The 15,691-nt window shown below is 72.6% G+C and carries 12 protein-coding genes; 8 read left to right on the top strand and 4 right to left on the bottom strand.

Annotated elements, in window-relative coordinates:
* The first annotated feature begins 109 nt into the window (after positions 1-109).
* The 4 genes from ACZ6RC_RS24540 to ACZ6RC_RS24525 all read left to right on the top strand — a co-directional run bounded on the left by ACZ6RC_RS24540 (position 110) and on the right by ACZ6RC_RS24525 (position 5,451).
* A complete protein-coding gene (locus ACZ6RC_RS24540; RefSeq protein ID WP_391145135.1) occupies positions 110-1,552 on the top strand; it encodes an RsmB/NOP family class I SAM-dependent RNA methyltransferase in 1,443 nt (480 codons plus the stop codon).
* Positions 1,553-1,782: 230 nt separating this feature from the next.
* Positions 1,783-2,466, top strand: coding sequence for a ribulose-phosphate 3-epimerase (rpe, locus tag ACZ6RC_RS24535; protein WP_391145137.1), 684 nt, complete (start codon positions 1,783-1,785; stop codon positions 2,464-2,466).
* A gap of 208 nt (positions 2,467-2,674) precedes the next feature.
* On the top strand, positions 2,675-3,664 hold the full coding sequence (locus tag ACZ6RC_RS24530) for a sugar-binding transcriptional regulator (RefSeq protein WP_391145353.1): 990 nt from the start codon (positions 2,675-2,677) through the stop codon (positions 3,662-3,664).
* A 344-nt stretch (positions 3,665-4,008) separates the two neighbouring features.
* Positions 4,009-5,451, top strand: coding sequence for a GuaB1 family IMP dehydrogenase-related protein (locus ACZ6RC_RS24525; RefSeq protein WP_391145140.1), 1,443 nt, complete (start codon positions 4,009-4,011; stop codon positions 5,449-5,451).
* A gap of 92 nt (positions 5,452-5,543) precedes the next feature.
* Here the strand turns inward: ACZ6RC_RS24525 and ACZ6RC_RS24520 are convergent, their stop codons facing one another.
* A complete protein-coding gene (locus ACZ6RC_RS24520; RefSeq protein ID WP_469586945.1) occupies positions 5,544-6,575 on the bottom strand; it encodes a GDSL-type esterase/lipase family protein in 1,032 nt (343 codons plus the stop codon).
* A 288-nt stretch (positions 6,576-6,863) separates the two neighbouring features.
* Here ACZ6RC_RS24520 and ACZ6RC_RS24515 point away from each other — a divergent pair, with 288 nt between their 5' ends.
* The 4 genes from ACZ6RC_RS24515 (at position 6,864) to ACZ6RC_RS24500 (ending at position 11,877) form a co-directional block, all read left to right on the top strand.
* A complete protein-coding gene (locus ACZ6RC_RS24515) occupies positions 6,864-8,345 on the top strand; it encodes an amino acid permease (protein ID WP_469586941.1) in 1,482 nt (493 codons plus the stop codon).
* Positions 8,346-8,355: 10 nt separating this feature from the next.
* Positions 8,356-8,811, top strand: coding sequence for an Lrp/AsnC family transcriptional regulator (locus ACZ6RC_RS24510; protein WP_030204433.1), 456 nt, complete (start codon positions 8,356-8,358; stop codon positions 8,809-8,811).
* A 473-nt stretch (positions 8,812-9,284) separates the two neighbouring features.
* Positions 9,285-10,091, top strand: a complete 807-nt coding sequence (locus tag ACZ6RC_RS24505) for a carbon-nitrogen hydrolase family protein (RefSeq protein ID WP_469586936.1) — start codon at positions 9,285-9,287, stop codon at positions 10,089-10,091.
* Between the two features lie 76 nt (positions 10,092-10,167).
* Positions 10,168-11,877 carry a flavin monoamine oxidase family protein gene (locus ACZ6RC_RS24500; RefSeq protein ID WP_391145149.1) on the top strand — a complete coding sequence of 570 codons (1,710 nt, stop codon included), beginning with the start codon at positions 10,168-10,170 and terminating at the stop codon, positions 11,875-11,877.
* A gap of 55 nt (positions 11,878-11,932) precedes the next feature.
* On the opposite strand, the gene ACZ6RC_RS24495 is transcribed toward ACZ6RC_RS24500, so the two are convergent.
* From ACZ6RC_RS24495 to ACZ6RC_RS24485, 3 genes are all read right to left on the bottom strand, one after another.
* Entirely contained in the window at positions 11,933-12,628 is a 696-nt protein-coding gene (locus ACZ6RC_RS24495) for a DUF5995 family protein (RefSeq protein ID WP_391145355.1), read from the bottom strand.
* Positions 12,629-12,863: 235 nt separating this feature from the next.
* Positions 12,864-14,318: a uracil-xanthine permease family protein gene (locus ACZ6RC_RS24490; protein ID WP_469586933.1), complete on the bottom strand. Its 1,455-nt coding sequence runs from the start codon at positions 14,316-14,318 to the stop codon at positions 12,864-12,866.
* Between the two features lie 135 nt (positions 14,319-14,453).
* Positions 14,454-15,671 (bottom strand): MFS transporter, encoded by a 1,218-nt coding sequence (locus tag ACZ6RC_RS24485; protein WP_391145358.1) that lies wholly within the window; start codon positions 15,669-15,671, stop codon positions 14,454-14,456.
* Positions 15,672-15,691 lie beyond the last annotated feature (20 nt).

Here is a 15,691-nt window from a genome sequence, read left to right as displayed (position 1 = left end):
TGTGTCGAGCCGCAGGGTCCGGCCCGGTCGACCGGGCCGGGCGGGGCTCCGTGGCGGGCGGACGTAGGCTGAGAGGGATCAACCTCTCACTTCGTCAGCGGAGCACCTTTTGAGCGAGCAGGCACGTCGCCGTCCCCCCAAGCCCTACCGCCGCCCCCAGAAGGATCCCGTCCGGATCCTCGCCTTCGAGGTGCTCAGGGCCGTCGACGAGCGGGACGCCTACGCCAACCTGGTGCTGCCCCCGCTGCTGAAGAAGGCCCGCGAGAAGGAAGGGCCGGAGAAGTTCGAGGCGCGTGACGCGGCCCTCGCGACGGAGCTGGTGTACGGGACGCTGCGCCGCCAGGGGACGTACGACGCGATCGTCGCCGCCTGCATCGACCGCCCGCTGCGGGAGGTCGACCCGCCCGTGCTCGATGTGCTCTCCCTCGGCGCGCACCAGTTGCTCGGCACCCGCATCCCCACCCACGCGGCCGTCTCGGCGACCGTGGAGCTGGCCCGGGTCGTCCTCGGCGACGGCCGCGCCAAGTTCGTGAACGCCGTGCTGCGCAAGATCTCGCAGGACGACTTCGATACCTGGGTCGCCCGGGTCGCCCCGCCGTACGAGAAGGACGCCGAGGACCACCTGTCGGTCGTCCACTCCCACCCCCGCTGGGTGGTCTCCGCGCTCTGGGACGCCCTCGGCGGCGGACGGGCCGGCATCGAGGACCTGCTGGAGGCCGACAACGAGCGGCCCGAGGTCACGCTGGTGGCCCGGCCCGGCCGCTCCACCACCCAGGAGCTGCACGAGGTCCTCGGCGAGGAATCGGTGCTGCCCGGGCGCTGGTCGCCCTACGCCGTCCGGCTGGCCGAGGGCGGCGAGCCCGGAGCCATCGAGGCGGTCCGCGAGGGGCGGGCGGGCGTCCAGGACGAGGGCAGCCAGCTGGTTGCGATCGCGCTCGCCCACGCGCCCCTGGAGGGCCGCGACGAGCGCTGGCTCGACGGATGCGCCGGCCCCGGTGGCAAGGCCGCGCTGCTGGGCGCCCTCGCGGCGGAACGCGGCGCCGCGCTGCTCGCCTCCGAGAAGCAGCCGCACCGCGCCCGGCTCGTGGAGCGAGCGCTGGCCGGCAACCCCGGCCCGTACCAGGTCATCGCCGCCGACGGCACCCGCCCGCCGTGGCGCCCCGGCTCCTTCGACCGGGTCCTGATGGACGTGCCCTGCTCGGGTCTTGGCGCACTGCGCCGCCGCCCCGAGGCCCGCTGGCGCCGCCGGCCGGAGGACCTCGACGGCTTCGCCACCCTCCAGCGCGGGCTGCTGCGCGAGGCGCTGTCGGCGGTCCGCGTCGGCGGAATCGTCGGGTACGCGACCTGCTCGCCGCACCTCGCCGAGACCCGGGTGGTCGTCGAGGACGTCCTCAAGGGCCGGGGCGGCCCCGCCGTCGAGGCCGAGTGGATCGACGCGCGCCCCCTCATGCCGGACGTCCCCGCCCTCGGCGACGGCCCCGACGTCCAGCTCTGGCCCCACCTCCACGGGACCGACGCGATGTACCTGGCCCTGCTGCGCCGCACGGCCTGACGCCGGCGGCAGGGAGGGGGAGAGGCCGGGGCAACCCCGGCCCGACCCCCGCGATGACGCGAAACCGGCCGGGCGACGCCGGCCGGACGGAGCCGGTCCGGCCGGCGGGGCAGGCGAAAAGCCCCGTATGCCCGCCCTGTGACGCCCTTCGACCCGGTCCGGCCGCAGCTCGTGCGAACCGAAACCGCACCGCGGCAAAGAAGTGCCCAAGAACATGGCAGGCTTGGCACATGGCGCAGATCAATCCCAGCATCCTGTCCGCAGACTTCGCCCGCCTCGCCGAGGAGGCCAGGGCCGTCGACGGCGCCGACTGGCTGCACGTCGACGTCATGGACAACCACTTCGTGCCCAACCTGACCCTGGGCGTGCCGATCGTCGAGTCCCTCAGCCGGGCGACGGACATCCCGCTGGACTGCCACCTCATGATCGAGGACCCCGACCGCTGGGCCCCGCAGTACGTCGAGGCCGGGGCCGGCTCCGTCACCTTCCACGTGGAGGCGGCGGCCGCTCCCGTACGGCTGGCGCGGGAGATCCGCGCCAAGGGGGCGCGGGCGTCGATGGCGCTGAAGCCCGCCACGCCCATCGAGCCCTACGAGGACCTCCTCCCCGAGCTCGACATGCTGCTGATCATGACGGTCGAGCCCGGCTTCGGCGGCCAGGCCTTCCTCGACATCATGCTGCCCAAGATCCGCCGTACCCGTGAGCTGATCTCCAAGCACGGCCTGGAGCTGTGGCTGCAGATCGACGGCGGCGTCTCGGAGTCCACGATCGAGCGCTGCGCCGAGGCCGGGGCCGACGTCTTCGTCGCCGGGTCCGCCGTCTACGGCGCGCAGGACCCCGCCGAGGCCGTCCGCGCCCTCCGCGCGAAGGCCGAGGCCGCGACCGCCTCGGCGGCGTGGGCGTGTGGCCACTGAGCCTCCGGGAGATGAACGCGGCCCGTCGGAGGGCCGACAGGACTGATCAGGGCCCGTCGCATCTGACAGGATGAACGTCGAGCCAGAGTGTGAACAGCAGTGACGTGTGACCAGCGGTGACGCGAGCAGACGCGAGCAGCGGTACGTGAACAGCAGGAGTGAGGAGATCGCGGTGGCGGGTATCTCGGCGGGACGGTCAGCCCTGCGGATGGGACCCGCGGAGCTGGTGCAGGCGGCGGCCATGGCCCGCCGCTTCTACCTCGAGGGCAAGTCCAAGATTCAGATCGCCGAGGAGTTCGGCGTGAGCCGCTTCAAGGTGGCCCGGGTCCTGGAGACCGCCCTCGAACGCGACCTCGTGCGCATCGAGATCCGCGTACCCGCCGAGCTGGACGCCGAGCGCTCGGACGCGCTCCGCGCCCGCTTCGGGCTCCGCCACGCGGTCGTCGTCGAGTCCCCGGCGGAGGGCGAGGACGAGTCGCCCGACCCGGAGAACCTCGGCGAGGTCGCGGCCGACCTGCTCGGCGAGCTGGTCGCCGAGGGAGACGTTCTGGGCCTGGCCTGGGGCCGCTCCACGATCCACATGGCGGCGGCGCTCGACCGGCTGCCCCCGTGCACGGTCGTCCAGCTCACCGGCGTGTACGACGCCGGCACCGCCGAGCGCGGCTCCGTCGAGGCGGTACGCAGAGCCGCCCAGGTCTCGGGCGGCGAGGCCCACCCCATCTACGCCCCCATGCTGCTGCCCGACCCCGCCACGGCGGCCGCGCTGCGCAACCAGACCGGCATCGCCCGCGCCTTCGAGTACTTCGACAAGGTCACCGTCGCCTGCGTCTCCATCGGCTCCTGGGAGCCGGGCATCTCCACCGTGCACGACATGCTCACCGACGAGGAGCGGGCCCACTACGCCTCCCTCGGCGTCGCCGCCGAGATGTCCGCGCACCTCTTCGACGCCGAGGGCCGCCGCGTCGGACGCGACCTGGGCGAGCGCTGCATCACGGTCGAGGCGGACCGGCTGCGCCGCATCCCCGAGGTCGTCGCCATCGCGGGCGGCCAGCGCAAGGCCGCCGCCATCGGGGCGGTGCTGCGTTCGGGGCTCGTCACCAGCCTCGTCACCGACCGCGCCGCCGCGGACTACCTCCTCGCCGAGGCGGCCCCGGGCCCCCGCCCCGCCCTGGAGCGCGCCGACCCGGACGGCGTCTGACGCCACTCCGCCCGGCCGAGGCGTCCGGCGCCCCACCACCCACGGTCCCGCCCCCCCCGCGGCCCCGGAGGTGACGGGCGTCGTTGCCCTGTGCCTCTGGCGTCTCACCCGGTGGCGGCCGGACTCCCCGTACCTACCGGGCGCCGGGCGCGGTTCCCCGCACGCCCGCCCACCGACTCCTCCCGGGGGCGGCCCTCCTGGAGGATCCGACGAAGAGGGTGCCGCAAGCCTCGGATGAAACGCCCGGGACTGGTATACGGACGGGCGTGGGACAATGAACTACGTGCTTTTTCCCCTGGCTGAAATGCCTAGGGGCCACTCCGAACGACTGGGATGTTCAGCACGTGCGTTTCCTCAATGACGTCAAGCCGCCGTACGACCTCACGTACGACGATGTGTTCATGGTGCCGAGCCGCTCGGCGGTCGGCTCCCGACAGGCCGTCGACCTCTCCTCGCCCGACGGCACCGGTACGACGATCCCGCTGGTCGTCGCCAACATGACCGCGATCGCCGGCCGCCGCATGGCCGAGACCGTCGCCCGCCGCGGCGGCATCGTCGTCATCCCCCAGGACATCCCGATCGAGGTCGTCACCGACGTCATCTCCTGGGTCAAGAGCCGGCACCACGTCCTCGATACCCCCATCGTCCTGGCCCCGCATCAGACCGTCGCGGACGCCCTGTCGCTGCTCCCCAAGCGGGCGCACGACGCCGGTGTCGTCGTCGACGAGGACGGCCGCCCGGTCGGTGTCGTCACCGACGCCGACCTCTCCGGCGTGGACCGCTTCACCCAGCTCTCCGAGGTCATGTCCAAGGACCTGCTGCTCCTCGACGCCGACATCGAGCCCCGCGAGGCGTTCAACAAGCTGGACCACGCCAACCGCCGCTACGCCCCGGCCGTCGACAAGGACGGGCGTCTGGCCGGCATCCTCACCCGCAAGGGCGCCCTGCGCGCGACCCTGTACACCCCCGCCACCGACGACCGGGGCAGGCTGCGCATCGCCGCCGCCGTCGGCATCAACGGCGACGTGGCGGGCAAGGCCAAGCAGCTCCTCGACGCCGGTGTGGACACCCTCGTCGTGGACACCGCGCACGGCCACCAGGAGTCGATGATCGCCGCGATCCAGGCGGTCCGCGGCCTCGACCCGCACGTCCCGATCGTCGCCGGCAACATCGTCGCCGCCGAGGGCGTCCGCGACCTCATCGAGGCCGGCGCGGACATCATCAAGGTCGGTGTCGGCCCCGGCGCCATGTGCACCACCCGCATGATGACCGGCGTCGGCCGGCCGCAGTTCTCCGCCGTCATGGAGTGCGCCGCCGAGGCGAAGAAGTACGGCAAGCACGTCTGGGCCGACGGCGGTGTCCGACACCCCCGCGACGTCGCCATGGCGCTCGCCGCCGGTGCCTCCAACGTGATGATCGGCTCCTGGTTCGCCGGCACCTACGAGTCCCCGGGCGACCTCCACCAGGACGCCGAGGGCCGGTACTACAAGGAGTCCTTCGGCATGGCCTCCGCCCGCGCGGTGCGCAACCGCACGAGCGAGGAGTCGGCCTACGACCGGGCCCGCAAGGCGCTCTTCGAGGAGGGCATCTCGACCTCGCGGATGTTCATCGACCCGGCCCGCCCCGGCGTCGAGGACCTGATCGACTCGATCATCGCGGGCGTCCGCTCCTCCTGCACCTACGCGGGCGCCGCCTCGCTGGCCGAGTTCGAGGAGAAGGCCGTCGTCGGCATCCAGAGCGCCGCCGGCTACGCCGAGGGCAAGCCGCTGCACGCCAGCTGGAGCTGATCCACCCGGCCCCTGTACGCCGAAGGCCCCCGCGAGGCGACTCGCGGGGGCCTTCGCCGTACCCCCGGCGGCGCCGGCGGGACTACGGCCCGTCAGGCCGGTACGTGCGGCCGCAACGCCTCCGTCACCGCCGCCGCCATCCGGGCGTGTCCCCGGTCGTTCGGGTGCAGACCGTCCGCCAGGTCCTCCGGGCCGAGCAGCGGCTTGCCGGAGAGCACCAGGAGCCGTCTGTCGCCCTCCGCCGCCAGCTCCCGGCCCGCGTCCTCCATCGCCGTCCGCAGGTCGCCCAGGGTGGCGCCCAGGGCGTTCCGGGTGGTCTCGGCCTCCGGGCGCAGCACGGGGGAGAGGATCAGCAGCGGGACGTCCGGGTGGCCCCGCCGGATGAGCCCGACGTACGCCCGGACCGTCTCGTGGAGCAGGCTCGCCGAAGCGGGCGCCCGCGACCAGCAGTTCGTGCCGAAGGCGAGGGTCACCACCTCGCCCGGCAGGCTCGCCAGCTGCTCGGCGAGGGGCAGCTCGCCGCGTGCCCCGCCGGCGTAGCCGAGGTTGACCGTGTCCAGGCCCAGCATCCGCCCCGCCGTCGAGGGCCAGGAGTGGGCGGGCCGGGTCGACCACCAGCCCTCGGTGATCGAGTCGCCGTGCACCAGCCAGCGCGGACGCCGCGGAGCGGGCGAGAGGGAGCCGCCGACGGCCCGCAGGCCGAGGACGGCCGGCCCGCGGCTCTCGGGCGGGTGGACGGTGAACGTGCCCCCCTCCGGCGGCAGCGGAAGCCGGACCGTCGCCTCCCCGGCCGGGTCCGTCAGGACCTCGCGCACGCACCGCCCGCCCTGCCACAGGGCGAAGCAGTGCGGCAGCGCCCCGGGCGCGGACGTCCGATAGCGCAGCTCGACCTCCCGGGTCCCCGGCGTCGCCGTGAACTCGACCCGGACCCCGATCGGCAGCGCCGCCCGCTCGGCGGTGTCCCACGGCAGCCGGTCGAGATCGGCGGGGTCGGCGCGCACCGCCCGCCCCCGGTCGAGCCATGCCGTACCGCGCAGGAAAGGCTCCGGTTCCAGCCAGGCCGTCGCCGCCGTCCCCGGCGGTCGGGGGGACGACAGGGGGTCGCAGAGCGGGTCATCCGGCATGAGGAGTCCCTGCACCGGGAAGGGGCGCTTCACACCTCGATGTGTCGATTCATGCGACGGGGCGCAATGTTTCCCCGTCCCCGCCGCCAGAGCGCAATGATCATCCACAGGTGCGCAACAACCCTGCATTACAACCGCGAAGCTTCACCCCTTAGGCTCGTGCCTCGTACCAGGAGTGGCGGCGACCGTCTGCTCGGCGGTCCCCCATCCCTCGCGGGCTCCTTCCCCCTGCTCGCGTGCCGCCGCGGTCGTCGCGTCCCGACAGGCAGCGATCAAGGAGCCCCCGCAGTGCTGGATCAAGGCACAGCCCCGCCGGCCACCGAGCCGACCGTCCCCAAGTCTTCCGGGCTCTCCGCCCTGATCCGGCGCAAGCCGGTAGAACTGCTGGTCGCCGAGGGTGGTCAGGGTGAGGGCGGCTCGCTCCGCCGCTCGCTCTCGATGTGGCAGCTGACGATGATCAGCATCGGCGCGACGCTGGGCACGGGCATCTTCGTCGTGCTCGGCGAGGCGGTGCCCGAGGCGGGACCGGCCGTCACCGTCGCCTTCGTGCTGGCCGGCCTCACCGCCCTGTTCTCGGCCCTCTCGTACGCCGAACTGGCCGGCACCATCCCCGTCGCCGGCTCCTCCTATTCGTATGCGTACGCAACGATGGGTGAAGTCGTCGCGTGGATCTGCGGCTGGTGCCTGCTCCTGGAGTACGGCGTCTCCGTCGCGGCCGTGGCCGTCGGCTGGGGCGACTACCTCAACGAGCTGCTCGACGGGACCATCGGGGTCACCCTCCCGGCGGCGCTCTCCGCGCCCCCCGGCGACGGCGGCGTGTTCAACCTGCCGGCCCTGATCGTCGTCGTGCTCGCCATGATGTTCCTGCTCGGCGGCGCCAAGGAGTCCGCCCGCGCGAACACGATCATGGTCTTCGTCAAGATCGCCTCGCTCGTGCTCTTCTGCACGGTCGGTTTCATCGGCTTCGACTCCGGCAACTACTCGGACTTCATGCCGCTCGGCCGGGAGAGCATCGGCGCCGCCGCGGCCATCCTGTTCTTCTCGTACATCGGCTTCGACGCCGCCTCCACCGCCGGTGAGGAGGCCAAGAACCCCAAGCGCGACCTGCCGCGGGCGATCATGCTGTCGCTGGTGATCGTCACCGCGCTGTACGTCCTCGTCGCGGCCGTCGCCGTCGGCGCCTGGGACTGGAAGAAGTTCGCCGGCACCGATGCCACCCTCGCCGCGATCATGAACGATGTCACCGGCCAGAGCTTCTGGGGCACCCTGCTCGCCGCCGGCGCCGTGATCTCCATCGCCAGCGTCGTCCTGACCGTGCTCTACGGCCAGACCCGGATCCTCTTCGCGATGTCCCGCGACGGGCTCGTGCCCAAGGTCTTCCGCAAGGTGAACCCCAAGACCGGGACGCCCCGCGCCAACACCGTGATCGTCTCGCTCTTCTGCGGCATCCTCGCCGCCGCCGTCCCCCTCGGCGAACTGGTCAACGCCACCAGCATCGGCACGCTCTTCGCCTTCGCCCTGGTCAACATCGCCGTCGTGGTGCTCCGCTACACCCGGCGCGACATGGAGCGCTCCTTCAAGGTGCCCTTCGGCCCGGTCTTCCCGGTGCTCGGCTTCGCCTTCTGCGCGTACAGCATGTACAGCCTCGACCTGATCACCTGGGCGTATTTCGGTGTGTGGATGGCGGTCGGCCTCGTGTTCTACTTCCTGTACGGCATGCGCCGCTCCCGCCTGGCCACCGACGTCGTGGCCTCCGACCCAGAGAAGTGATCCACCCGTAGTGCGACTCAACGACCTCGACGAACGCATCGTCCACGCCCTCGCGGAGGACGCCCGTCGCTCCTACGCCGACATCGGCTCGCTCGTCGGTCTCTCCGCGCCCGCCGTGAAGCGGCGCGTGGACCGGCTGCGGGCCGAGGGCGCCATCACCGGCTTCACCGTACGGGTGGACCCGGCGGCGCTCGGCTGGGAGACCGAGGGGTTCGTCGAGATCTACTGCCGCCACAACACCTCGCCGAACGACATCCGGCGAGGTCTGGAGCGGTATCCCGAGGTGGTGTCCGCGTCGACCGTCACCGGTGACGCGGACGCCGTCGTGCAGGTCTTCGCCTCCGACATGCGCCACTTCGAGCGGGTCCTGGAGCGGATCGCGGGCGAGCCCTTCGTGGAGCGCACCAAGTCGGTCCTGGTGCTCTCGCCGCTGCTGCGGCGCTTCTCCTCCGGCTCGCCGGCGTAGGGCGCGTCCGGAAAGTCCCGCCTGGCCCGCGACGCCTGGCACGCTCCCCCGTAGCCCTTCGGGCACGGGAGGTGCCCCCACGCTGCGTTGTCGGGATCACCCGAGTACGCCCAGTACGAGGGCGACCCTCCGCCTTGCGATCGCACGCACCAGACGCCGCGGGCCCTGCCCTGCGGGCAGACGGCGCTACTTTCCGGACGCGCCCTAGGGCCAGAGGCGGCGCGGGGCCGTGGCTCCGGCACCGCCCCTGGCCGCCCGCGGCCCGGCGGAGCCCCGGCCCCGGCGGTGATCAGCAGCCCACGCCGTCGGCATGAAGGCCGCGGCGGACGGGGGCGCAACGAATCGCCGTGGGGCCGGAGGATCGCGCAACGCTTCGACGGTCGGTCCGCAACGGTCGCGCCTTGTCCCGGACGAGCGCGAAACCGTACCGTTTCTGACGTCTCCCCCGCACTCCGGACCTTCAGAGGATCACCATGCCCGCGCTGCGCATCGCCCTGCTCCAGAGCTCCGGTGAGCTCGGTGACGTGGCCGCCAATCTGAAGGTCCTCGACGAGGCCGCCGCCCGCGCGGCGGCCGCCGGCGCCGGGCTGCTGCTCGCTCCGGAGCTGTTCCTGACCGGCTACGCGATCGGCGCCGACATGGCGCGCCTCGCCGAGCCGGCGGACGGCCCCTCCGCCCGGGCCGTCGCCGCCGTCGCCGTCCGCCACGGAGTGGCCGTCGGGTACGGGTACCCGGAGCGGGACACCGACCGGCACGGGGTGCTCTACAACGCCGCCCAGCTCTTCGGCCCCGACGGCGCCGTACTGGCGCGCTACCGCAAGACGCACCTCTACGGCGGCTTCGAGCAGCAGTGGTTCACGCCCGGCGACGACACCGTCGTCCAGACGCGGATCGGCGGCCTCACGGTCGGCCTGATGATCTGCTACGACGTCGAGTTCCCGGAGAACGTGCGGGCGCAGGCCCTGGCCGGCACGGACCTGCTGCTCGTGCCGACCGCCCTCATGCACCCCGCCGAGGTCGTCGCCGAGTCCGTCGTCCCGGTGCGCGCCTTCGAGAACCAGATGTACGTGGCGTACGCCAACCGGGCCGGGCAGGAGGGGGAGTACGAGTTCGTCGGCCTCTCCGCGCTCGCCGGCCCCGACGGCACCGCCCGGGCCCGCGCCGGCCGGGGCGAGGAGCTGATCCTCGGCGACGTCGACCCCGAGGTCCTGGCGGCCTCCCGGGCGGACAACCCGTATCTGCGGGACCGCCGCCCCGGTCTGTACGGCTCACTGGTCTGAGCCCCCCGCCCGTCGGCCCTCCCGCCCTCCCGCCTGCCCCCCTCCCCAGTCTTTCCGTGCAAGGAGTCCGAACCCCATGACGTCCACGGTGCCCACCGCCGTCCAGCACACCGACGCGCAGCCGCCGATCACCATGTTCGGTCCGGACTTCCCGTACGCCTACGACGACTTCCTGGCCCACCCGGCCGGACTCGGCCAGATACCGGCGACCGAGCACGGCACCGAGGTCGCCGTCATCGGCGGCGGTCTCTCCGGCATCATCGCCGCCTACGAGCTGATGAAGATGGGCCTCAAGCCCGTCGTCTACGAGGCCGACCGGATCGGCGGCCGGCTGCGCACCGTCGGCTTCGAGGGCACCGGCACCGAGGGCCTGACCGCCGAGATGGGCGCCATGCGCTTCCCGCCCTCCTCGACGGCCTTCCAGCACTACATCGACCTGGTGGGCCTGGAGACGGAGCCCTTCCCGAACCCGCTCGCCGAGTCGACCCCGTCGACCGTCGTCGACCTCAAGGGCGAGTCGCACTACGCCGAGACCGTGGACGACCTGCCGCAGGTCTACCGCGACGTCGCCGCCGCGTGGAACGCCTGTCTGGAGGAGGGCGCCGACTTCTCCGACATGAACCAGGCCATGCGCGAGCGCGACGTCCCGCGCATCCGTGAGATCTGGGCCAAGCTCGTCGAGAAGCTCGACAACCAGACCTTCTACGGCTTCCTGTGCGACTCGGAGTCGTTCAAGTCCTTCCGTCACCGCGAGATCTTCGGCCAGGTCGGCTTCGGCACCGGCGGCTGGGACACCGACTTCCCGAACTCCATCCTGGAGATCCTCCGGGTCGTCTACACCGAGGCCGACGACCACCACCGCGGCATCGTGGGCGGCTCCCAGCAGCTGCCGCTGCGCCTGTGGGAGCGCGAGCCGCAGAAGATCGTGCACTGGGCGCAGGGGACGTCGCTCTCCTCGCTGCACGACGGCGACCCGAAGCCGGCCGTGACCCGGCTGAACCGGACCGCCGGCAACCGCATCACCGTCACGGACGCCTCCGGCGACATCCGCACGTACCAGGCGGCGATCTTCACCGCCCAGTCCTGGATGCTGCTCTCCAAGATCGCCTGCGACGACTCGCTCTTCCCGATCGACCACTGGACGGCGATCGAGCGCACCCACTACATGGAGAGCTCCAAGCTCTTCGTGCCCGTGGACCGGCCGTTCTGGCTGGACAAGGCCGTCGACGCCCAGGGGAACCCGACCGGCCGGGACGTCATGTCGATGACGCTGACCGACCGGATGACCCGCGGCACCTACCTCCTGGACGACGGTCCGGACAAGCCGGCCGTGATCTGCCTCTCGTACACCTGGTGCGACGACAGCCTGAAGTGGCTGCCGCTGTCCGCCAACGAGCGGATGGAGGTCATGCTGAAGTCGCTCGGCGAGATCTACCCGAACGTCGACATCCGGAAGCACATCATCGGCAACCCGGTGACCGTCTCCTGGGAGAACGAGCCCTACTTCATGGGCGCCTTCAAGGCGAACCTGCCGGGCCACTACCGCTACCAGCGCCGCCTGTTCACGCACTTCATGCAGGACCGGCTGCCCGAGGACAAGCGGGGCATCTTCCTCGCGGGCGACGACATCTCCTGGACGGCCGGCTGGGCCGAGGGCGCCGTGCAGACCGCGCTGAACGCGGTGTGGGGCGTGATGCACCACTTCGGCGGTGCCACCGACGCCACCAACCCCGGCCCGGGCGACGTCTACGACGACATCGCGCCGGTGGAACTTCCGGAGGACTGACGCCGTTGGGGGAGTGGGGCGGACAGCATCGGCGCGCGAGCGGCCGCGAGAGTGGTCAGCCGCGCTGTGCGAGCGGCGTCAGCAGCATCCGCCCCACCAGACCCACCGACCGGTCGAGGCGTTCGGCGAACTCCTCGGCCAGGTCGGGCAGTTCCCGCAGCTGCCACAGTGAGCGCGCGGCGAGCCACGCCCCGTCGCGGGCCCGGTCCAGGCTCCAGCAGCCCAGCAGGTGCGTCAGCGGGTCCGCGATCTCCAGGAGGTCCGGACCCGGCATCAGCTCCTCGCGGATGCGCTCCTCCAGGAGGACCAGGACGTCGCCGACCCGGTCGAAGTCGTCCTCCAGCTCCGCGGGCTCGCATTCCAGCGCCCGGCAGGTGTCGACCACCGCGAGGGCCAGGTCGTGGCCGATGTGCGCGTTGATCCCGGCGAGCGCGAACTGCAGCGGGCTCACGCCGGGGTGGCGGCGGTAGGTGAAGAGCGGCCGCCAGCAGGCCGGGGCGGGGCCGCCGGTGGCGACGGCGTCGACCACGGAGAGGTAGCGCTCCGCGAAGCGGACGTCGAGGGCGGCGGCCGCCCTGCGGTCGGCGAAGGTGCCGGCGTCGATGGCGTGGCCGATCTCCTCCGTCACGGTCAGATAGACCCGGTTGAAGACCGCGACCCCGTCGGTGGGGTGCCAGGCCGACCGGATGGTCCGCATCCGGTCCACCACCGGGTCGATCGCCGTGAAGGGCCCGATCTCCGCGATCTCGATGCCGGCCCCCGCCGCGGCTCCCGCGCCGCGGGCGATCACGCCGGCGGCACCCACCCCGTCGGTGCCCACGCCAGGGGCGTCCACGCCGGGGAGGCCGATGCCCTCGGTGTCGATCCGCTCGTCGTCGAGCTGCCCGGTGTCGATCTGCTGGGTCTGCGCCATGGGGGCAGACTTCCAGCAGCCCGGCCGCGAGGGAACTCTCCCGGCCGGGCTTACCCAGAACGGGCGAATCCGGCTACGGCTTGTCGGCGGGCTCCCCGCCCGTGCCGCCCTCCCCGGGCCGGCGCCCGTCGCGGGGACGGCCGCCGTTCCCGGGCCCCTCTCCCTCGTACGAGCTGGTGCCCGAGTCCAGCAGGGGCTCCTGCCGCTTGAGGTGTTCGGGGGCGAAGGCCCGCAGGACGTGGTAGCCGGTGATCACGACGAGCGTGCCGAGCGCGATGCCGCCCAGCTCGAAGGTGTCGGTGAAGGTCAGCTTCACCCCGCCGACGCCGATGATGATGCCCGCCGCGGCCGGAACCAGGTTGAGCGGGTTGCGCAGGTCGACCTTGGCGTTGATCCAGATCTGGGCGCCGAGCAGGCCGATCATGCCGTACAGGATCACCGTGATGCCGCCGAGCACTCCGCCGGGGATCGCGGCGACGACCGCGCCGAACTTCGGGCAGAGGCCGAAGAGCAGCGCGAAGCCGGCGGCGGCCCAGTAGGCGGCGGTGGAGTAGACGCGGGTGGCGGCCATGACGCCGATGTTCTCGGAGTACGTGGTGTTCGGCGGGCCGCCCACGGCGGTGGACAGCATCGAGGCGGCGCCGTCCGCGGCGACCGCCGTGCCCAGCTTGTCGTCGAGCGAGTCCCCGGTCATCTCGCCGACGGCCTTGACGTGTCCGGCGTTCTCGGCGATCAGTGCGATCACCACGGGCAGCGCGACCAGGATCGCGGACCACTCGAAGGAGGGGCCGTGGAAGGACGGCAGGCCGATCCAGTCGGCCTGCGAGACGCCGGAGAGGTCGAGTCGCCAGTGGTCGGTGACCTGGCCGCCCGGGGACATCGAGTGGATCTTCCCGAAGGCCAGGTCGAAGATCCACGAGATGCCGTAGCCGAAGATCAGACCGAGGAAGATCGCGATGCGCGACCAGAAGCCGCGCAGGCAGACCACGGCCAGACCGGTGAAGAGCATCACCAGGAGCGCCGTCCACTGGTCCTGCGGCCAGTAGGTGGCCGCGGTGACCGGGGCGAGGTTGAAGCCGATCAGCATGACGACGGCGCCGGTGACGATCGGGGGCATCGCCGCGTGGATGATCCGCGCGCCGAACTTCCGTACCGCCAGGCCCGCCAAGAAGAGGACCACGCCGACGACGAACACCGCGCCGGTGACGGTGGCGCTGGTGCCTCCGGAGGCCCGGATGGCGGCGGCGACCCCGACGAAGGAGAGCGAGCAGCCCAGATAGCTGGGCACCGTCCCCCGGGTCGCGAGCAGGAAGATGACCGTCGCGACACCCGACATCATGATCGCGAGGTTGGGGTCGAGACCCATCAGCACCGGGGCGACGAAGGACGCGCCGAACATGGCCACCACGTGCTGGGCGCCGAGTCCGACCGTACGGGGCCACGAGAGCCGCTCGTCCGGCCGGACCACGGCTCCGGGAGCGGGTGTCCGTCCGTCGCCGTGCAGGCTCCAGCGCACGCCGAGGTTCATGAGGCCGCTCCCGTTCTCCGGTGGGGGCGGCCCGTCGCGGCCGCCGAAGATCAGCCACATCGTAGGTGGTGCCCGGCCGGCCCTGGCGGGCCCGCCCCCTGGTGCGCCGCAGGTCACAAGGGGCGGGAGCCGCTCTCAGGAGGCCTTGCCCGAGCTCTCCCGGGCGCTGCCGCTCGCGGCCGGCGCCGACGTCCGGGCCCCCGGACGCAGCACCCCGGCGCCCAGCACCAGACCGAAGGCCAGCAGCGTGACCAGGCCGAAGGAGAAGGTGAGCGAGGTCGCGTCGGCGATGCCGCCGATCGCCGAGGGGGCGATCAGTCCCGAGGTGTACGTGATGGTGGCGACGCCCGCGATGGCCTGGCTCGGGTTGGGCCCGCTGCGGCCGGCCGCAGCGAAGGCGAGCGGCACGACGACCGCCACACCGAGGCCGATCAGACCGAAGCCGGCCATGGCGAGGGCGGCGTGCGGGGCGAGGACGACGAGCACCCCGCCGAGGGTGGCGGCGACGCCCCCGACTCGTACCGTCCGTACCGCCCCGAAACGGTCCACCACCCGGTCGCCGACCAGCCGGGCGATGGCCATGGTCAGGGCGAAGGCGGTGGTGGAGGCGGCCGCGACCCCGGCGGAGGAGCCCAGCTCGTCCTTCAGATAGACCGCCGACCAGTCCAGGCTGGCGCCCTCGGCGAAGACTCCGCAGAAGCCGATCGCGCCGATCACCAGGGCCGACTTCGGCGGCAGCGAGAAGCGCGGCGGGGGCTCCTCGTCCGGAGCGCTCTGCAGGTCGAGCACGCCCTGGCAGAAGACGATGCCCAGGGCCGTCAGGACCAGGGCGGCGATCAGATGGTGGAGCCGGGCGTCCGCGCCCAGATGGGCGGCGACGGTGCCGGCGGCGGAGCCGATGAGCGCGCCCACGCTCCACATCCCGTGCAGGCTGGACATGATCGACTTGCCGAGGCGGTTCTCCACCTCGACCCCGAGGGCGTTCATCGCCACGTCGGACATTCCGGCCGTGGCGCCGTAGACGAAGAGGGCCGCGCAGAGGCCGTAGATGCTCGGGGCGAGGGACGGCAGGATCAGGGCGAGCGTCCACAGCGTGAGCAGGCCGCGCAGCGCCGTGCGGGCGCCGAAGCGGTGGCTGATCGCGCCCGCCAGCGGCATCGCGAGCGAGGCGCCGATGGCGGGGAAGGCGAGGGCGAGGCCGAGCTGCCCCGCGCTCACGTCGGCGTGGTCCTGGATCCACGGGATGCGGGTGGCGAAACTGCCGGTGACCGCGCCGTGGACGCAGAAGACGGCGGCGACGGCGAACCGGGCCCGCCGGAGCCGCTGGGTACTGAAGACGGTCTCGCCCGCCATGGGGCCCTCCCCGAAGCTGT

It is taken from the genome of Streptomyces sp. NPDC048353, from assembly GCF_055587165.1.
This window is presented reverse-complemented; position numbering and strand designations above follow the sequence as displayed.